This window comes from Streptomyces cyaneofuscatus (genome assembly GCF_033109485.1).
Taxonomy (GTDB): domain Bacteria; phylum Actinomycetota; class Actinomycetes; order Streptomycetales; family Streptomycetaceae; genus Streptomyces; species Streptomyces cyaneofuscatus.
This window is the reverse complement of record NZ_CP137002.1, coordinates 4,260,827-4,278,417: the sequence shown is the minus strand read 5'-3', so window position 1 is coordinate 4,278,417 and position 17,591 is coordinate 4,260,827. Positions and strand designations below refer to the sequence as shown.

Sequence of the window (17,591 nt, the reverse complement as noted above, 5' to 3'; positions counted from 1 at the left end):
CTTTCCTACGGAGGTGCCAGCAGCCCGGTGGCCCTGCTCCGGCAGCACTCGGGCAGGTGCCGTAACCAGTGCTCCCGGTGGCGGCGGGCGTGGTCGAGGTGGTGGGCCCCGGGGGCGGACGGCCCGGCCTCGCGCATCCGGTCCAGAAAGCGGAGTGCCGCCTCGGCGGCCGGGCGGGAGAGCTGATCGCCGAACAGCTGGACTCCGTCCGGTGGTTGGCCTGTCCCCTTGAGGGTCTTGGTGACGTGCAGGGCGAACGCGGCCCGGGGCCGGGCGGCCCCGATGCCCCCCGCTCCGACGGGCGCGGCGCCCGCGCCACTGGCCAGGCGTCCGGCACTCGCCCGGTTGGTCCGCGCGAGGGCGCGCCGGAGCACCGAGGGGTCGGTGACCAGCCCGCACAGACCGTCCCCGAAGGTGCCGTGGAGCGTACCGAACCCATGGACGCCGTACGCCAACGCCGCCAGGTGATCCACGAGTTCACGCTCACGCCGCTGCCTGATCCGGTAGGCGGCGGGAAACACCTCCGCCGGGGAGCCGCCCGCCTGCCAGAGGGCCGCGAGATCCAGGAGTTCCCGGGCGTTCCCGGCGGTGCCCCGGCTTCCGGTGGGGTCGGGCGCCACCGTGCCCCACTCGATGTCGTGCACGTCGGTCATGACCAGCCAGCCCCCGGCGGCCGCCCGTGCCGGCCCGGGCCAGCCGTCGGCGGAGGGCACGCCCGGCATCCGCGGGTCCTCCCCCGCCCCGGCCGCCCGCTCCCCGTACGGCCGGACCAGCACCCCCGCGAGCAGCGAAGCCGTACCGCGTACCGTGAGCCGGCCCGGCACGGTGGCGAGCGCCGCCGGGGCCAGTGCCGGGAGCAGGGGCTCGTCCCTGCACAGCCGAGCGGCCATGGAGACGGCGTAACAGGCGCGCAGCAGCGCGGCGAACCCCGGCTCCGCACCGGACGGCAGCACGAGCCGGTCCCACGCCCATCCGTGCCGCACACCACCGGCGGCGACGGCGAGCGGTAGCCGGAGCGCAGCCGGGTCGTGCCGCCCGGGGCGGACCAGCACGAGGTCCTTCCCGTAGTACGAGGGCGACCAGGCGGGACCGCACAGCGCGCCGATCCGTGCCAGGCTCGCCCGGACCCGGTCCAGCCCCCGTTCGTGGTCCCCGGCCTCCTCCACCCCGGCCCGCAGCGCACTGGTCACCACCACGAGGGTCAGCTCGTGCGGGGTGCCGGACGCGGTGAGGGCGCGCAGGACATCGCCGCTGTCGGGGCAGCCGGGCGGAAAGCCGGGGGCGTGAGCGTGGGTGCGGGCGTCCACCTCAGCCCCGCCGGTCCCGGCGCCTGAAGGCGTCGAGGGTCAGCCGACGCAGTCCCGGCACGGCGAGGATGAGCACCAGGCTCGTGGTCACCACCGGCAGCAGGGTCCACCACAGGGCGGTCACCCCGGCGTCGGGGAGTCCGGCCCAGATGGCGAGCCCGGTGGCCATGGGGAGGCCGATCGCCGCGATCAGCCCGAGGATGGCGTTGGTGGTCTCGGTCTCGGAGGTCTGCACCTGACGGGCCAGTTCGGTCAGGTCCTCTCTCAGGGCCTGGCTCTTGGCCTGGGTGTCGGCCTCCGTCTGCCATCTCCGCAGAATCGCCCCGGGCATCTCCTTACGGCCGAAGTCCGCGCCCAGATAGCTCCGGCGGAAGACGAGGAGGTCCCGTTCGAGCCGGAAGATTCTGCGCCGGTCGGGCGCCGACCTGGCGGCCAGCTCCACCTCCGCGTCGAGTGCGTCGAGCAACAGGTCCTGGAGCTGGGCGAGAACGAGCACATCCGCGTACACGGTCCGGTGGCGGTAGCTGGATCCCGCGTAGTACGACACGTCGTATCCGGGCGTGACGACGTCCTGCTCGGTGCCCACCGCCACCAGGCCACGGAGTCCGAGAACACCGCTCAGTCCGCCCACGAGCGGGATCTTCTTCGCGTCGAGGTCGGTGTCGGCGGGCTTCTGGCTCGCCTCGTAGAGGTGCAGCAACCACTGGTCGGGCACGTCGAGGCCGCGCCGGGCCGACCAATCGTTGAGCGGCGGGAGGCCGGTGCGCGAGGTGATCAGGCAGAGATACACCGCCTCGCGCTGGTTCCGGGCCACCTCATAGCCGGGCGGCAGTGCCTCCTCCGCCCATCGCCGGTAGGCCCCGCCTTCGTGCTCGGGGTCGAGATCGACACAGTTGCGCAGCAGCTTGACCATGTCCTGCGGGGCGGCGTGGGCCGGCATCCGGCCGTGGAACACCGCGACGGCGTCGGCGGCCTGCGAGCAGCGCATCGCGGACAGGCAGGTCCGGGCGTGGGCGTCGAACCTGATCAGCTCGATCGCATCGACCAGCAGACCCGAAGGAGCCGGGGACAGCAACGGCCCGGGGCTCTCCGGATCCTCCCGCGGAAACTCCCTGTGGCACCGGACACCGGCGTCCCACAGCAGCGGGCCGAGGCTTTCATGGGTGTGCTTGATCCTGCTCTCCGCAGTCGACCGGACGGAGTTGTGCGGCCGCTGCCAGTACAGGTGGATCGGGCCCGGCCGGTATCCGGCCGGCGGCCAACTGCCCTGCACACGGACGCCGAAGACGAGCACGACCTCTCTCCGCAGCACCGCCGACGGGTCACTCGCCGATCCCGGCACCCCGGGCGGCCGCGGTGCCGGAGTGCGCCTGGCTCCTCCACCACCCCGCCCATCACCGGTCACTCGCAGAGGCCTGACCCACCGGAACCGACTCATCCAAGAGCCTCCAGCGCCCGTCGCAGGTACCGCATACGCTCCGAGGAGCCGATGGTCCTCATACGGCGCTCCCCGTCCTCGACCGGCCCGTCGAGAAGGACGTCCGAATACGCTCGGGACGGCATGCCCCGCGCCACCAGCGTCATCGTTCCCCGCCCGGCCCGTACGCGGTGCAGGGTGAGGGCGTCCATCGCGTACGCGGACCGCTCGGGCAGAACCACTGTGCGCAGGGCCGTGACCTCCACGTCCGGGGCGTCCCCGCCGTCGAAGCGGAAGCCGCCGGCGCAGGGACGGTGTCGCAACGCCCGGTACCGGGGCCCCTCACCGCCCGGCCCCACCTCCATCAGCGTGTTGTCCAACTGGCCCGTCAGCACGATGGAGGAGAAGTCCCAGCGATGGTTGTGGACATGGGAGTCCTCGCCGTCACTGAGCCAGACGTGCAGGAAGAGACGCCGGCCGGTGTCGGGCACCACGGCGACAGGAAGCTTGGCGAATCCGTTGGGATGGACGACCGCCGCCCCCTCGGGAGCGGCGAACGGCCCCTCGTAGACGGCTCTCACAGCGCTGCGGAGCGCCCTCCTGGCCGTGCCCACGGGAAGCAGCCCCGGGCCGCCCCGCTCCCCCCTCACCACCGAACCCCGCCCCACCACTCCGCCCCCGCCCGACTCCGGCGCAACGGCCTCACCCCCGGTCATCGACCTGCCATCCGCGAGGCCGCCACCCCAGGGTGGCGGCCTCGCGTACGTCACGCCATGCCTACCCCGGGTGAGGGGGCTCCGGAACACGGCACACACAGGCAATCGCACCCCGCTGACGAGCGCGGCCGGAGCCGCCCCCCAGCAGCGAGCGACGGGGCCCGCGTGACGGCCCCCGGCCCCTCGGCGCGGCTTGGTGGCAGCTCGGAGCAGCTGGGCCACGCGGGGGCACTCCTCAGGCCCCCTGGCCGCGGCCTACCGCGTCCGGCAGTGTGGCGCGGATCTCCGTGATCAGGGCGCGGCTGGCCTCATGGGCGGCCGCGCTGCCCTCGGCCGGGGTGGTGCCCGCGCGTTGGTGCAGGACGACCCCGAGGATCAGGCGCGGCGCACCGGCGATCTCCTGCGTCGCCGCCCACACCAGGTTGCCGCCCGCCGGGGTGGACGAGCCGGTCTTCAGGCCGATGACCCCGTTCCGGCCGAGCAGCTTGTTGGTGTTGCGGAACGTCACCCCGGCTCCGGGGGCCTCGACCGTGCGGGTGGCCACGATCTCGCGGAACGCCGGGTCCTTCATCGCGGCTCGGGCCAGGCGCAGTTGATCGGCCGAGGTGCTTCGCGTGCTGGTCTCCATCCCGCTCACCCCGGTGTACGTGGTGCGCCCCATCCCGAGGGCGGCGGCCGCCTCGTTCATCTTCGCCACGAACGCCTTCTCGCCGCCCGCGTCCCAACGGGCCATCAGCCGGGCGATGTTGTTGCCCGACGGCACCATCATCAGTTCCAGGAGGCGGCGTTGGGTGTAGGTGCGGCCGGCGAGGACCGGGGCGGTCGTCTCGACGGAGGAGTACGACTCGTTCGCCGCCTGCTCGTCGGCGGTGATGGCCGCGCCGGGCGCGCCCGCTCGCATGGGGTGGTCCTTGAGGATCACGTACGCCGTCATGACCTTGGTGACGCTGGCGATCGGGACCGGCCGCTGCTCGCCCCGGGTGCCGAGGCCGCCGATCCCCTCGACCTCCACGCTCGTCTGGCCCTCGGCGGGCCACGGCAGGTGCAGCGACCTGGCCACGGCCGCGACGCCGGGCCCGGAACCCGCGGCGGCGGCACCGCCCGGGCCGGTCAGAGGGCCGCCGCCGTCCAGCGCGTACCAGGTGCCCATCCCGGTGGCGAGCGCCAGGGCGGCGGAGAGCGGGACGACGAGGGAGCGGCGGGCAGCAGCACGAAAGTCGGTCATGGGGCACCTCCGGGAGAATGCGTGCGATTCCCGCACGGATCTCACCTTCGCGGGGCCCCTCTTCCGGTCCGGCGCGGTGCTGTTTCCGCCGCCGCGAGAGTGCGTTGCGGTTCCGTTTCAGGCGGTACGGGACGGGCTGGGAGCGCCGGTTGGGCCGGGTGGGAGCGGTGTCAGGTCGAGCGTGGCGATCGCGCCGCCCTCGTTCCCGCCACCGTCCGGTGCGTTCGCGTAGGTCAGGCGGGCGCCGAGGACGTCGGCCTGGCCCTGTGCGATGGTCAGGCCGAGCCCGTGGCCCCGGCCGCGTTCGGTGGCGCCCGTACGGAAGCGTTGCGGGCCCTGTTCGAGCAGGGCGGCGGGGAAGCCGGGCCCGTGGTCGCGTACGGAGATCCGGGCGCCGGTGACGGTGACCTCGACAGGGGCGGCGCCGTGGCGGTGCGCGTTGGTGACGAGGTTGACCACGATCCGCTCCACCCGGCGCGGGTCGGTCTCCACCGTCCCGGCCGCCCCGGCGGTCACCCGGGTCTCCGTCCCCGTACGCCGCACCACGTCCGCCACCAGCTCGCCCAGCGGCACCGCGTCCAGCCGGGCCCGCTCGGCGCCCGCGTCGAGCCGCGAGATCTCCAACAGGTCCTCGATCAGGGCGTTGAGGGCCCGGACCCGGTCCCGTACGAGATGGGTCGCCTCGTCGCTCTCCGGGAGCAGCCCGGCGGCGGTGACCAGGCCCATCAGCGGGGTGCGCAGCTCGTGGGCGACGTCGGCGGTGAAGCGCTGCTCGTTCTCCAGCTTGCGCTGGAGGGCGGAGGCCATGTCGTCCACGGCGGCCGACATCTCGGTGATCTCGTCCCGGGCCCGCCCGGCGGAGCCGATCCGCGCGTCCAGCTCCCCGTCCGCGATCCGGCGGGCGGTACGGGCTCCGTGGCGCAGCCGACGGTTGAACGGCTCGGTGGCGAGGGCGGCGAGCGGGACGACGAAGACGAGAGCGGCGAGGACGGACTTCACGATGGAGCGGTCCAGGAGCTGGAGGCTGCGGACCTCGGTGCTCATGTCGTCGCGTACGACCAGGATGCGGTCGTCGCCGACGGCCGCGGCGCCCCACATCCAGTACCAGTTGGGCGGATCGGCGTCGTACCAGGTGGCGTACTCGCCCCCGGTCTCCGGCTGGTCGGCGAGTTCGCGCGCCAACGGCTCGGGCAGCTCCTCCGGCGTCCGTACGTCGACGTCCGGCGGCGCCTTCCCCGTACGGCTCAGCTCCCGCTCGGCAGCGATCAGGCGGGTGATCGTGCGCTCGTGGCCCACGCGGAGTCCGCGCTCGCGGGTGGCGTCGTGCACCAGGAAGCCGACGACCGCCGCCACCGCACAGCAGGCGGCGGCGGCGAGCGCGGCGATCTTCCAGCGCAGGGCGCGGGGGTTGAGGAGGCCCATGGTGATCCGTCGGTCGGTCGGCGGTCGGCGGTCGCGGTCAGTCGGTCGGCGGTCGGTCGGCGGTCAGGTGCGGACGAGTTTGTAGCCGAAGCCGCGTACGGTCTCGATCCTGCCGCTGCCGATCTTCTTCCGCAGCCGCAGCACGCACAGGTCGACGACCCGGGTATCGCCCTCCCAGCCGTAGTCCCACACCTCGCGCAGCAGCCGGCGGCGGTCGAGTACGGAACCGGGCGCGGCCGCGAACTCCAGCAGCAGGCGCAGTTCGGTGGGGGTCAGCGGTACGGGCTCCCCCGCGCGGTGCACCTCCATGCCGAGGGTGTCGACGGTCAGGTCGCCGAAGACCAGCAGGTGGTCGGGGGCATCCGGCGGCGGGCTCTGGGACGGTGCAAAGGTGGCGCGGCGCAGGAGGGCGCGGATGCGGGCCACCAGGACGGGGGTGTCGACGGGCTTGATCACGTAGTCGTCGGCGCCCGCCTCCAGCCCCGCGACCACGTCGAGCGCATCGCCGCGCGCGGACATCATCAGCACCGGGACGAGGCTCTCCTCGCGGATGCGGTGGCAGAGGCCGATGCCGTCCAGCTCGGGCAGCATCACGTCCAGGATCAGCAGGTCGTACGTGCCCGCCCGGAACGCCTCCAGTCCGCTGAGGCCGTCGGCGGCCACGTCGACGCGGTAGCCGTACCGCTCCAGGGCCAGTTGGACGGCGCGCCGGATCGTGGCGTCGTCCTCGACGACGAGCACGTTGACGGGGTCGGGGACCCGGGGTTCCGGCACGGTTCCTGCCTGGTCGTGGGGGAGTGATCGTGGGGTGGGAGTAATGGGGTGCTTTGCGCATCGTAGGCCGCCTGCCGTCTCAGGTCAGAACCTCAGCGTCGCCCCCACCGGGCGGTGGTCGCTGCCCGTGGCGGGCAGGGTCCAGGACGCGCGCGGATCCATCCCCTTCACGAGGACGTCGTCGATGCGGACCACCGGGAACCCGGCGGGGTACGTGAACCCGAAGCCGTCCCCCGCCTCCCGCTGGGCCGAGCGCAGCTGCGAGGTGACCGGGGCCAGGGCCCTGTCCTGGTACGTGCCGTTGAAGTCGCCCAGCACCACCACCCGGGGCGCGGGCTCCGCCCGTACGGCGGAGGCCAGGGCGCGGGCCGCCTCGTTACGGCGGGCCGTGGTGAAGCCCGCGCCCGACACGCGTACGGAGGCGAGGTGGGCCGCATAGACGGCGACGGGGCCCTCGGGGGTGGCCGCCGTGGCCCGCATCGCCCGGGTCCACGGCATGATCTCCACCTCCGCGACCGCCGTGAGCCGGTGCCTGCTCCAGAGGCCGACGCCGCCGAGCACCGCGTGGTGCGGGTAGGCGGCGGCCAGCTCGCGCTCGTAGACGGGCGTGGACTCCTCGGACAGCTCCACCAGGGCCAGGACGTCGGCCTTGGCCCCGGCGAGGGCGCGGGCGGTGCCGGCCGGGTCGGGGTTGGCCTCGTCGACGTTGTGGCTGAGGACGGTGAGGCCGTGGCCGGTGGCGCCCGTGCCCGTGCCTTTGTCTTTGCCTTTGTCGGTGAGGGTGGGGCCGAAGAGGGTCGCCCAGACCAGGGCGGGGGCGAGTACGGCGATGGCGGCGAGCCGGGAGCGCCGCACGGCTGCCAGGGCGAGGAGGGCGGGGACGACCAGGCCGGTCCAGGGCAGCAGGGTCTGGAAGAGGCTGCCGAGGTTGAGGGCGGTGTTGGGGAGGTGTGCGTGCAGGGCCATGAGGGCGGCGGAGAGCAGGGCGACGAGGGCGAGGAGGCGGCCGGGGGCCCGCTGGGGCGGGGTGGGGGTGGGGGTGGGGGCCGCCTTGATCGGGGTGGGCGCGTCGGCCCCGGTGCTCGGCTCCTCCTCGGTGGTCAGCACGGCACGGGTCTCCCTACGGTCGCGTACACCGGAGGTCGGGTACGCCCCCAGCGTCCGGGGTCCGCGCTTCCGGGCGGTCAGGGGCGTGCTTCGGGGACCGCGCGGGTCTGTTTCAGCTGCGTATCGGCCGGACACCCCCTGGTGCCGTTGGTGCCGTACGGGCCTGGCGGCCCGCCTCCGCCGGGTCCAGCCGCGCGCCCCTCTCGTACGCCTCCGAGAACGCCGCCGCCCCCAGCGCGGCCCGCGCCGCCACGCTGATGCGGTCGACGTCGGCGCGTTCGGCGGGCGGCAGCGGGGCCCCGGCCCGGTGGCGGGCGGCCGCCGCCGCGCCCAGGAGGGTGGCCGCCCGGGTGGCGGCGGCAGCATCGCCGGGCAGGGCGGCCGCACCGGCCAGGCCCTCCAGGGAGAGGGCCAGGGCGCGGGGCTCGGCGAGGGTGCGGGCGATCTCCAGGCCCGCCAGGTGGTGGGCCGCCGCAGTGTGCGCGTCGCCGCGCAGCTCGGCGACGAAGCCGAGCTCGGCCAGGAGCAGGTGGTCGCCCGCCGGGGAGGAGACGTCGGCGTAGCCGTCGCGGATGTGGAGCAGGTGCGCCTCGGCGCCGTCGAGGTCGCCCGAGCGGCGGGCGCCGAGGGCGAGGCCCATCTCGGAGTGGATCTCCCCGTACTTGTAGCCCTGTTCGGCGGCGATCCGGCGCGCCTGTTCGTGCAGGTCGCGGGCGCGGCCGAAGTCGCGGGCGAGCAGCGCGAGCCGGCCGAGCCCGGAGAGCCGGGCCGACACCTCCGCCTCCAGACCCAACTCCCGGGCCATGCGCAGCCCTTCGTGCTGGCGGCGTTCGGCGCCCTCGTACGCGCCCTTGATCTCGGCCAGCGCGGCGAGCGGGGAGACCGTCTGCAACTCGCCCCATCGATCGCCCAGTTCGCGGAAGATCTGGGCGCTGCGCGTGCCGTCCCGGCCTAGGCCGCTGAGGTCGCCGCCGACCAGGGCGAGCGTCGCGCGCAGGCCGAGTGCGGCGGCGGTGCCCCATCGGTCCTCGGCGGTGGTGAACAGGGTGAGGGCACGGGTGTTCAGCTCGCCGCTGCCGGTCACGTCGCCCGCGCTGAACAGGCCGTACGCGCAGAGCCAGAGCGCGCGGCCCCGGCGTACGGGGTCGGGGATCGCCTCGGGCGCGGGGGCGGGGCCCTGGGCGTCATTCGGCGTGGCGGCTGCGGCCGGGTCCCCGGTGAGGAGCGCGAACGCGGCGTGGAGGAGGGAGAGTTCGGGCGGGCCGTCCGTCACGGCCAGCACCGCGCCCAGGCTGCGGCGGGCCTCAGTCAGGCGCCCGCGCAGCAGCCACCACCAGGCGAGGGCCGTGGCCAGCCGGACGGCCTCCTCCGGCTCGCCCGCCTCCGCCCTGCGCACCGCCTCGTCCAGGGCCGTCCGCAGGTTGCCCGCCTCCGCGTCCAGCCTGGCCAGCCAGGGCCGCTGCCCGGCGCCGCGCAGGCGGGGCTCGGCCTGTTCGGCCAGCGCCCGGTAGTGGAGGAGGTGCCGGTCCCGTACGGCGGTGGGGTCCTCCATCTCGTGGAGCCGCTCGGTCGCGTACGCCGCGACGGACTCCAGAAGCCGGTAGCGGGGGCCGGCGGGCCCGGCCGCCACCACCACCAACGACCGGTCGACCAGCCGGGTGACCAGGTCCAGCACCTCGTCCCGGGCCACACCCTCCCCCGCGCAGACCGCCTCGGCGGCGGCCAGGTCGCAGCCGTCGGTGTGGGCGGCGAGGCGGCGCAGGACGGTGCGTTCGGGGGCGCCGAGCAGCTCCCAGCTCCAGTCGATCACCGCGCGCAGCGTCTGCTGGCGGGCCGGGGCGCCGCGCTGCCCGAAGGTCAGGACCCGGAAGCGGTCGTGGAGCCGTACCGCCAACTCCCTTACCCCCAGAGCCCGTACGCGGGTGGCGGCGAGCTCCAGTGCGAGCGGGATCCCGTCGAGGCGGCGGCAGATCTCGGCGACCGCCCGGCGCTCGGGCTCGTCCGGGGCGCCCGGGTCGCGCGGGAAGCCGGGGGTGGATGCGGCGGCCCGTTCCATGAACAGCCTGACCGCGTCGGCAGGTTGCAGCGGTTCGACCAGGAACATCGCCTCGCCCGCGAGGCCCAGCGGCTCCTGCCCGGTGGCCAGGACCCGCAGGCCGGGTGCGGTGCGCAGGAGGAGGTCGGTGAGTTCGGCGGCGGCGTCGACGACGTGCTCGCAGTTGTCCAGGACGAGCAGGGTGCGGCGGTCGCGCAGCGCGGCGGCCAGGCGGTGCGGGAGGGAGGGCGTGGTCGTGGTCGTGGAGGGGCTGGTGCCGGTGCCGGGCAGGGAGCGGGGCGCGTCGTCGCGGATGCCGAGGGTGGCGGCGACCACCTGGGCGAGGTCGGCGGGGGTGCCGGTGCGGATGCCGGAGAACTCCACCAGCCAGACACCGTCGGCCAGTTCGCCGGCCTGCGACGCGCTGTCCCGCTCGGCGGTGGCCGCCGCGACGGCGAGCCGGGTCTTGCCGACGCCGCCGGGGCCGGTGAGGGTCACCAGCCGTGTGCTCGCCAGGAGTTGGGAGAGGTCGGCGAGCGCTTGGCGGCGACCTACGAGGGGGGTGAGGGGGACGGGGAGGTTGGAGTGGGAGGGCGGGGCGGTGGGGGTGGGGGTGGGTGCGGTGCTCGGCGCGTGGGTCGCGGGTGTGGTGGGTGCGGTGTTCACGGCGTGGGTCGCGGGTGTGGTGGGTGCGGTGTTCACTGCGTGGGTCGCGGGTGTGGCGGCGTGTGCTTGAGTCGACGCCCTGAACCCGTACCCGTACCCGTGCCCGTATCCGTGTCCGTACGGCTCCGCGCTCAGCCCCGGCTCCTGTCGCAGCACCGCCCCGTGCAGCGCGGCCAGTTCAGGGCTCGGGTCGATCCCCAGCTCCCGGGCCAGCCGGGCGCGCAGGTCCTCGTACGACGCGAGCGCCTCGCTCTGGCGGCCCGTCGCGTACAGGGCCCTCATCCGGACGCCGACCAGGCGCTCCCGCAGCGGGTGGAGCGCCACGAGGTCGGCGAGCTCCCCGGCAAGGAGCGCGTGGTCCCCGGCCTCCAGGCGCGCCTGCGCCTGCTCCTCCAGCACGGAGAGCCGTTGCTCCGCGAGGCGCTGGGCGGCCGCCCGTACGAAGGGGGCGTCGGCGAAGTCCGCGTACGCCGGTCCACGCCACAGCTCCAGGGCCTCGGTGAGCAGCGCGGCCCGGGCGCGCGGGTCCTGGACGGGGCGGGCCCGTGTCACCAGGGCCCGGAAGCGTACGGCGTCCACCTCGTCGCCGCCGTCGTCGAACCGCAGCCGGTAGCCCGGGGGCTGGCGCACCACCCGGTCGCGGCCGATGGCCCGGCGCAGCTGGGAGACCTTGGCCTGGAGGGCGCCCGTGGGCCTGCCCGGGGGCGCGTCGCCCCACAGGTCGTGGATGAGGCGGTCGGCGGAGACCGGTCCCCCGTCGTCGGCGAGCAGATCCGCCAGCAGGGCCCGGACCTTGGCCTCGGGGACCCTGACTTCCCGTCCCTCGCCGTCCCACACCACCAGTGGCCCGAGCACCCCAAACCGCATGGCCGCCACCGTACAGGTGCCGGGAACCGGCCCCCCCGAAGGTTTCCCGAAGGTTCCCCGAAGCGGCCGGGCGCAGTGTCGTTCCCCTCCCCCTCCGGAAACCTGGAGCACACCCCATGAGCACCACACCCGACACGGCGCCCGCCGCCACCTCGGTACCGGGCCCCCAGGGCGGGGGTGAGGAGCGGCAGAAGCTTCCGCTCTTCGCCCTGCTCGCCCTCGCCACCGCCGTCTTCATCACCTGCCTCACCGAGACCCTCCCCGCCGGTCTGCTGCCCGCCATGAGCGAGGACCTGCGGGTCAGCCAGTCCGCGACCGGCCAGACGGTCACGGTCTACGCGATCGGCACCGCCCTGACCGCGATCCCGCTCACCGCGGCCACCGCGGGCTGGCGGCGCAGGAAGCTGCTGCTCACGGCGATGGCCGGGTTCGCCCTCGCCAACACCGTGACGGCCCTGTCGTCCGTCTACGAGCTGACGATGGTGGCGCGGTTCGTCGCCGGGGTGGCGGCCGGTCTCGCCTGGGCCCTGCTCGCCGGGTACGCCCGCCGCCTGGCCCCCGTACACCTCCAGGGCAAAGCGATGGCCATCGCCATGGCCGGTATCCCCGTCGCGCTCTCCCTCGGCGTGCCCGCGGGAACCTTCCTCGGCGACTGGCTCGGCTGGCGCGTGGCGTTCCTGTCGATGACCGTGCTCACGGTCGTGCTCCTGGTGTGGATCTTCGCGGGCGTACCCGACTTCGCCGGCCAGGAGCGCGGCGAGCGGCCGAAGCTGCTGCGCACCCTGACCATCCCGGGGGTCTCCCCGGTCCTCTTCGTCACGCTGGTCTTCGTGCTGGCGCACACCATCCTGTACGCGTACATCGCCACGTACCTGAAGGACCTTGGCCTGGACGGGCACACCGGTCTGATCCTGCTGGTCTTCGGCGCGGCCTCGCTGGCGAGCATCTGGATCGTCGGCGCGCAGATCAACCGTCGGCTGCGCGGCCTCACCGTCGGCGGCGCCCTGCTCGTCGCCGTCGCCTCGCTGCTCCTGGCCGTCCTCTCCGACACCACCGCCCTCGTCTATGGGGCCGCCGTGCTGTGGGGGCTCGGCTGGGGCGGTGTGCCCACCCTCCTCCAGACGGCCGTCGGTGACGCGGGCGGCGAGTCCGCCGACGCGGCGCAGGCGATGCTCGTCACGCTCTGGAACGTCGCGATGGCGGGCGGCGGCATCGCCGGGGGCATCCTGCTCGACACCCTCGGCAGCACGTCCTTCCCGTGGACGGTCCTGCTGCTCCTGCTGCCGGTGCTCGCGGTCGTGCTCCACGCCCGGAAGGCCGGTTTCCCCGCCCACCGGCCGGTGGCGGAGGCCCCGGCGCCCGTCGCCCAGGCATGAACACCTCGTGAAGCAGGGCCGGTTGACCTGTGCGGACCCCTTCCCGCACAGGCACGCTCGGAGAGCCACCCCCTCATTCCCGTTTCCCGCCGACCACCCCTTCCCCGCCGCCGGACTTCGCAGGAGGAGACCGCACCGTGCCCGCCACCACCAAGAGACAGGTGCATCTCGCAGCGCAGCTGCCCGGCATCCACAATGTGACCGTCTGGTCGGACCCGCGCTCCGAGAGCCAGATATCCATCGACTCCTTCATCCGGCTCGCGCAGACCGTCGAGCGCGGCAAGTTCGACTTCTTCTTCCTCGCCGAGGGGCTACGGCTGCGCGAGCACAAGGGGCAGGTCTACGACCTGGACATCGCGGGACGCCCGGAGAACCTGACCGTGCTGAGCGCCCTGGCCGCCGTCACCACACACCTGGGCCTCGCCGCCACGGTCAACGCCACGTTCAACGAGCCGTACGAGGTGGCGCGCCGGTTCGCCACCCTGGACCGGCTCAGCGGCGGGAGGGCCGCCTGGAACGTGGTCACCAGCTACGACGCCTTCACCGGCGAGAACTTCCGCCGGGGCGGCTTCCTCCCGGAGGCCGACCGTTACACCCGGGCCGCCGAATTCCTCACCACCGCACGGGAGTTGTGGGACAGCTGGTCGGACGGGGATCTGAAGGCCGACGCGGCGACGGGGGAGTTCATCGCCGCCGGGACCGGACGCTTCGCCCACCGGGGGCAGCACTTCGACATCTCCGGCCGGTTCACCACCCCGCCGGGACCGCAGGGCCACCCGGTGATCATCCAGTCCGGCGAGTCCGACGCGGGCCGCGAGTTCGCCGCGTCCGACGCCGAGGTCATCTTCAGCAAGCACAACCGGATCGACGTGGCCCGGGACTTCTACCGGGATGTGAAGCGGCGCCTGGCCACGTACGGCCGGAGCCCCGACGACCTGCTGATCCTCCCCACCGCCAACGCGGTCGTCGCGGACACCGACGAGGAGGCGGCGGCCTACGCGGCGGAGATCAGCCGCGAACTGGTCAGCCCGCAGACCGCGATCGCCCACCTGGAGGCGGTCTGGGGCCGCGACCTGTCCGCGTACGACCCGGACGGGCCGCTGCCCGGCATCGAGCCCGAGGACGACGCCCACTTCCTGAAGGGGCACTCCGTCTTCCGCAAGGGCCGGGCGGAGACGGCCCGGCAGTGGCGCAAGCTCGCCGAGGAGCGGAACTTCTCCATCCGGGAGCTGGTCATCGAGGTCGGCGGGCGGCAGACGTTCGTCGGCAGCCCGCAGACGGTCGCGGACGCCATCGACGACTACGTCCAGACCGGGGGCGCCGACGGCTTCGTCCTCGTCCCCCATCTGACCCCCGGCGGCCTGGACGACTTCGTGGACCGGGTGGTGCCGATCCTCCAGGAGAAGGGCGTCCACCGCGACGACTACACCGGCACCACGCTCCGGGACCACCTGGGCCTGTCCGCCGCACCCCGCCCGGCCGGCTGGGGCGGCCCCGGTCAGCCCCTGCGCACCGGACGCGACCACGACGACGACCACCACGACGCCCATGACGACCATGAGGAGACCTCCGCATGACCGGCACGACCGGCGTCCCCGGCGCCCCCGGAGAGCGCGCCCCCGCCGCCCCCCTCCACCTGGCCGTCGCGCTCGACGGGGCGGGCTGGCATCCGGCGGCCTGGCGCGAGGAGGGCGCCCGGCCCGGCGAGCTGCTCGACGCCGCCTACTGGGCCGACCTCGTCACCGAGGCCGAGCGGGGCCTGCTCGACTTCGTCACCTTCGAGGACGCCCTCGGCCTCCAGTCCGCCGCCTTCCACCGGCCCGACGACCGCACCGACCAGGTCAGGGGCAGCATCGACGCGGTGCTGCTCGCCGCCCACCTCGCTCCTCTCACCACGCACATCGGCCTGGTCCCGACCACCAACGTCACCCACACCGAACCGTTCCACCTCGCCATCGGCATCGCCACGCTCGACCACGCGAGCCGGGGCCGGGCCGGCTGGCGCCCGCAGATCGCGTCCCGCGCGGCCGACTCCGCCCACTTCGGCCGCCGCGCCACCCCCCAGCTCACCGTGGACGACGTGACCGACTCGGAGCTGATCTCCCAGCCGCTGCGCGCCCTCTTCGCGGAAGGCGCCGAGGTGGTGGAGGCGGCACGTCAGCTCTGGGACAGCTGGGAGGACGGAGCGGAGATACGGGACGTGGCGACGGGCCGCTTCCTGGACCGCGACAAGGTCCACCACATCGACTTCCAGGGCACGAACTTCAGCGTGAAGGGCCCGTCCATCACCCCGCGCACCCCCCAGGGCCAGCCGCTGGTGGTGAGCCTCGCGCATGCCACCACGCCGTACGAGTTCGCCGCGCTCAGCTCCGACGTCGTCGCCGTCACACCCCACGACCGGGCGGGCACGGCGGCGATCCTCGCCCAGGTGGCCGAGGCGGTCGAGCGCACCGGCCGGGACCTGGCGGACCGGCCGCTGCGCACCTTCGCGGACCTCATCGTCTTCCTGGACGACGAACCGGGCGCCGCAGCACGCCGCAAGGCCCGCCTGGACGAGGTGGCCGGGGCCGAACTCGCCTCGGACGCCGAGATCTTCACCGGCACCCCCGCCGAACTGGCCGACCTCCTCCTCGACCGGCACTCCACCGGCCTGGACGGCTTCCGCCTCCGCCCGGGCGCCCTGCCGCACGACCTCACGGGGATCACCCGGGGCCTGGTCCCGGAGTTGCAGCGGCGCGGAGTGTTCCGTACGGAGTACGCGTCCACCACCTTGCGCGGCCACCTCGGCCTGGCCCGCCCCACCAGCCGCTACGCGAAGGCGGGTTGACGCACGACGGTACGGAGGTCCGGGGGCCGGGGGCCCGGCCCGTGGTCAGACCCCCCGGGTCAGGCCCCGAGGTCAGGCCCCCGTCGTCGACCCCGGACGGACGATCATCAGCACGACGACCGTCGCCCAGAGCAGGTTGAATATCCCGGTGGTCATGGCGAGCCGCGCCGCCGCCGACCGCCGCGCGGCCACCGTGAGAGCGCCCGAGCCCGCCCCCGTACCGACGGCGCCCTCTCCCGCCCCCGCACCGGGAAGGTCCTCCCCCTCCTCCTCCAGCAACTCGCGTTGCCCGGGCAGGACCATGGACATCAGCAGAGCGGCGGCGATCGTCGTCAGCACGATCGACGCCACCAGCCAGGCATCGCCCAGCACCCCCATCTGGGCCCCGGTGGCGAGGCCGAGGACGGGCACGGCGATGCCGACCACCGCGTACCCCCGGCAGATCTTGTGCAGGAAGGCGGCCGTCCGGAGGTCATGGTCGTGCGGTCCGTCGTCGCCGGGCGCGGGCGGCTTGGCATAGCGCGGGAACATCGAGGCGGCGACCGTGATCGGCCCGACCGCCAGGATCGACGCCAGAACGTGCAGCGAGAGCAGCAGCTTGGTCACAGAGGGGTCCCTTCGAGGTGTTGTTGCGTTGGCTGCCAATGCATGGGCGACCACCCCAGGGATAGCACGACTCGGGCCTCAATAGGTAGGCCGCCAACATATTGGGCCGGATCGCTGGCCTTCCCGCCCGCCCATCTGTAGCCTGCCTACGCATGAGGCAGGATGCGGTACGCGGACATCTGGACGGTCTCCTCCTGGCGGTTCTCGAACCGGCCCCGCTGCACGGATACGCGATCATCACCGCGGTCCAGCAGCGCAGCGGCGGTGCGCTCGAACTGCGGACCGGCACCATCTACCCGGCGCTGAACCGGCTGGAGCGGCTCGGCCTGCTGCGCAGCACCTGGGAGTCGGAGGGTGGGCGCAAGCGGCGGTGTTACGCGTTGACGGAGGCGGGAGCGCGCTTCCTGGCGGACGAACGCACGGCCTGGCAGGACTTCACCGCCGCGATCGGCTCGGTCCTCAACCCGGTCGCCCCGCACCCTCACCCGCACGGACAGGGCGCATGACGACCGGCGGCCTCCCGCGCGACGGCCGTGGCCTCGGTGACGGCCGTGGCGGTGACCTCGTGGAGGCGTACGTCAGCGAGCTGGACGCCCTCCTGCGCGGACCCGCCCGGGCCAAGTCCCGCCTGATCGAGGAGGCGCGCGACGGGCTCACGGAGACCGTGGCGGCCCACACCCGCGAAGGCGAGCCGTACGAGCGGGCGGTCCGCCGGGCGGTGGCGGAGTTCGGGTCGGCCCGGGAGCTGGCCGAGAGCTTCCAGCGCGAACTGACCATCGCCCAGGCCCGGCACACCGCTCGCGCCGTCGCCCTCAGTGCCCCCTTCCTCCTCGCGTGCTGGTTCCTGGTGCAGCGCGTCGGCGGCCCGCAGGATGCGGTGGTTCCGCGCACTGCGCACCTGCTCGCGACCCACCTGGCCACGGTCGCCGGTGTGGCGGTGCTCCTGGCCGCGGCCACCCTGGCCGCCACCGGCACCCTGGCCCGGCATCTCCCCGTACCGCACCGGCTGCCGCTCACGGTCGCCTGGACGGGCACCACGGCGAGCATCTCCATGGCCGTGGCCACTCTGGCCCTCGCCACCGCATCGGTCCTCGCCGAGAACTGGCCGCTGACGGCGGCGGCCTGCGCGCTGGCCGCCGCCTCCCACGCCGTCGTCGCCGGTTCGGCCCGCGCCTGCCGCCGGTGCGCACAGCTGCCGTCGGGAGAGCCCGTCACCCTTTAAGGACCCGTGCGTGTCAGACGAACG

At 74.2% G+C, this 17,591-nt stretch carries 14 protein-coding genes; 5 read left to right on the top strand and 9 right to left on the bottom strand.

Annotated elements, in window-relative coordinates; all coding sequences use genetic code 11:
• Positions 1-5 precede the first annotated feature (5 nt).
• From R2B67_RS18935 to R2B67_RS18900, 8 genes are all read right to left on the bottom strand, one after another.
• Positions 6-1,307 carry a hypothetical protein gene (locus tag R2B67_RS18935; RefSeq protein ID WP_317819709.1) on the bottom strand — a complete coding sequence of 434 codons (1,302 nt, stop codon included), beginning with the start codon at positions 1,305-1,307 and terminating at the stop codon, positions 6-8.
• Position 1,308: 1 nt separating this feature from the next.
• Positions 1,309-2,601, bottom strand: coding sequence for a hypothetical protein (locus R2B67_RS18930; protein WP_317819708.1), 1,293 nt, complete (start codon positions 2,599-2,601; stop codon positions 1,309-1,311).
• A gap of 140 nt (positions 2,602-2,741) precedes the next feature.
• On the bottom strand, positions 2,742-3,305 hold the full coding sequence (locus R2B67_RS18925) for a hypothetical protein (RefSeq protein WP_317819706.1): 564 nt from the start codon (positions 3,303-3,305) through the stop codon (positions 2,742-2,744).
• A 370-nt stretch (positions 3,306-3,675) separates the two neighbouring features.
• A complete protein-coding gene (locus tag R2B67_RS18920; RefSeq protein WP_317819704.1) occupies positions 3,676-4,665 on the bottom strand; it encodes a D-alanyl-D-alanine carboxypeptidase family protein in 990 nt (329 codons plus the stop codon).
• Between the two features lie 117 nt (positions 4,666-4,782).
• A complete protein-coding gene (locus R2B67_RS18915; protein WP_317819702.1) occupies positions 4,783-6,087 on the bottom strand; it encodes a sensor histidine kinase in 1,305 nt (434 codons plus the stop codon).
• Between the two features lie 63 nt (positions 6,088-6,150).
• Positions 6,151-6,861: a two-component system response regulator CseB gene (cseB, locus tag R2B67_RS18910; RefSeq protein ID WP_030571077.1), complete on the bottom strand. Its 711-nt coding sequence runs from the start codon at positions 6,859-6,861 to the stop codon at positions 6,151-6,153.
• Positions 6,862-6,945: 84 nt separating this feature from the next.
• Positions 6,946-7,968 (bottom strand): endonuclease/exonuclease/phosphatase family protein, encoded by a 1,023-nt coding sequence (locus R2B67_RS18905; protein WP_317819701.1) that lies wholly within the window; start codon positions 7,966-7,968, stop codon positions 6,946-6,948.
• A gap of 112 nt (positions 7,969-8,080) precedes the next feature.
• On the bottom strand, positions 8,081-11,536 hold the full coding sequence (locus R2B67_RS18900) for an AfsR/SARP family transcriptional regulator (RefSeq protein WP_317819700.1): 3,456 nt from the start codon (positions 11,534-11,536) through the stop codon (positions 8,081-8,083).
• Positions 11,537-11,652: 116 nt separating this feature from the next.
• On the opposite strand from R2B67_RS18900, the gene R2B67_RS18895 reads away from it, so the two are divergent.
• From R2B67_RS18895 to R2B67_RS18885, 3 genes are all read left to right on the top strand, one after another.
• On the top strand, positions 11,653-12,912 hold the full coding sequence (locus R2B67_RS18895; protein WP_317819699.1) for an MFS transporter: 1,260 nt from the start codon (positions 11,653-11,655) through the stop codon (positions 12,910-12,912).
• A 137-nt stretch (positions 12,913-13,049) separates the two neighbouring features.
• A complete protein-coding gene (locus R2B67_RS18890) occupies positions 13,050-14,489 on the top strand; it encodes an NtaA/DmoA family FMN-dependent monooxygenase (RefSeq protein ID WP_317819698.1) in 1,440 nt (479 codons plus the stop codon).
• A complete protein-coding gene (locus R2B67_RS18885) occupies positions 14,486-15,739 on the top strand; it encodes an LLM class flavin-dependent oxidoreductase (RefSeq protein WP_317819697.1) in 1,254 nt (417 codons plus the stop codon). The genes R2B67_RS18890 and R2B67_RS18885 overlap by 4 nt, the downstream gene beginning before the upstream one ends.
• A 72-nt stretch (positions 15,740-15,811) precedes the next feature.
• Here the strand turns inward: R2B67_RS18885 and R2B67_RS18880 are convergent, their stop codons facing one another.
• Positions 15,812-16,345 carry a hypothetical protein gene (locus R2B67_RS18880; RefSeq protein WP_317819695.1) on the bottom strand — a complete coding sequence of 178 codons (534 nt, stop codon included), beginning with the start codon at positions 16,343-16,345 and terminating at the stop codon, positions 15,812-15,814.
• A 152-nt stretch (positions 16,346-16,497) separates the two neighbouring features.
• On the opposite strand from R2B67_RS18880, the gene R2B67_RS18875 reads away from it, so the two are divergent.
• Together R2B67_RS18875 and R2B67_RS18870 are read left to right on the top strand one after the other, a co-directional pair.
• Positions 16,498-16,851: a PadR family transcriptional regulator gene (locus R2B67_RS18875; RefSeq protein ID WP_109978481.1), complete on the top strand. Its 354-nt coding sequence runs from the start codon at positions 16,498-16,500 to the stop codon at positions 16,849-16,851.
• On the top strand, positions 16,848-17,567 hold the full coding sequence (locus R2B67_RS18870) for a permease prefix domain 1-containing protein (RefSeq protein WP_317819693.1): 720 nt from the start codon (positions 16,848-16,850) through the stop codon (positions 17,565-17,567). The genes R2B67_RS18875 and R2B67_RS18870 overlap by 4 nt, the downstream gene beginning before the upstream one ends.
• The last annotated feature ends 24 nt before the right edge of the window (positions 17,568-17,591 follow it).

What these genes read in the sequence shown, in the direction of transcription:
- R2B67_RS18920 (WP_317819704.1), bottom strand. Translation starts at nt 4,665, where the DNA reads ATGACCGACTTTCGTGCTGCTGCCCGCCGCTCCCTCGTCGTCCCGCTC.
- R2B67_RS18885 (WP_317819697.1), top strand. Translation starts at nt 14,486, where the DNA reads ATGACCGGCACGACCGGCGTCCCCGGCGCCCCCGGAGAGCGCGCCCCC.
- R2B67_RS18875 (WP_109978481.1), top strand. Translation starts at nt 16,498, where the DNA reads ATGAGGCAGGATGCGGTACGCGGACATCTGGACGGTCTCCTCCTGGCG.
- R2B67_RS18895 (WP_317819699.1), top strand. Translation starts at nt 11,653, where the DNA reads ATGAGCACCACACCCGACACGGCGCCCGCCGCCACCTCGGTACCGGGC.
- R2B67_RS18915 (WP_317819702.1), bottom strand. Translation starts at nt 6,087, where the DNA reads ATGGGCCTCCTCAACCCCCGCGCCCTGCGCTGGAAGATCGCCGCGCTC.
- R2B67_RS18900 (WP_317819700.1), bottom strand. Translation starts at nt 11,536, where the DNA reads ATGCGGTTTGGGGTGCTCGGGCCACTGGTGGTGTGGGACGGCGAGGGA.
- R2B67_RS18870 (WP_317819693.1), top strand. Translation starts at nt 16,848, where the DNA reads ATGACGACCGGCGGCCTCCCGCGCGACGGCCGTGGCCTCGGTGACGGC.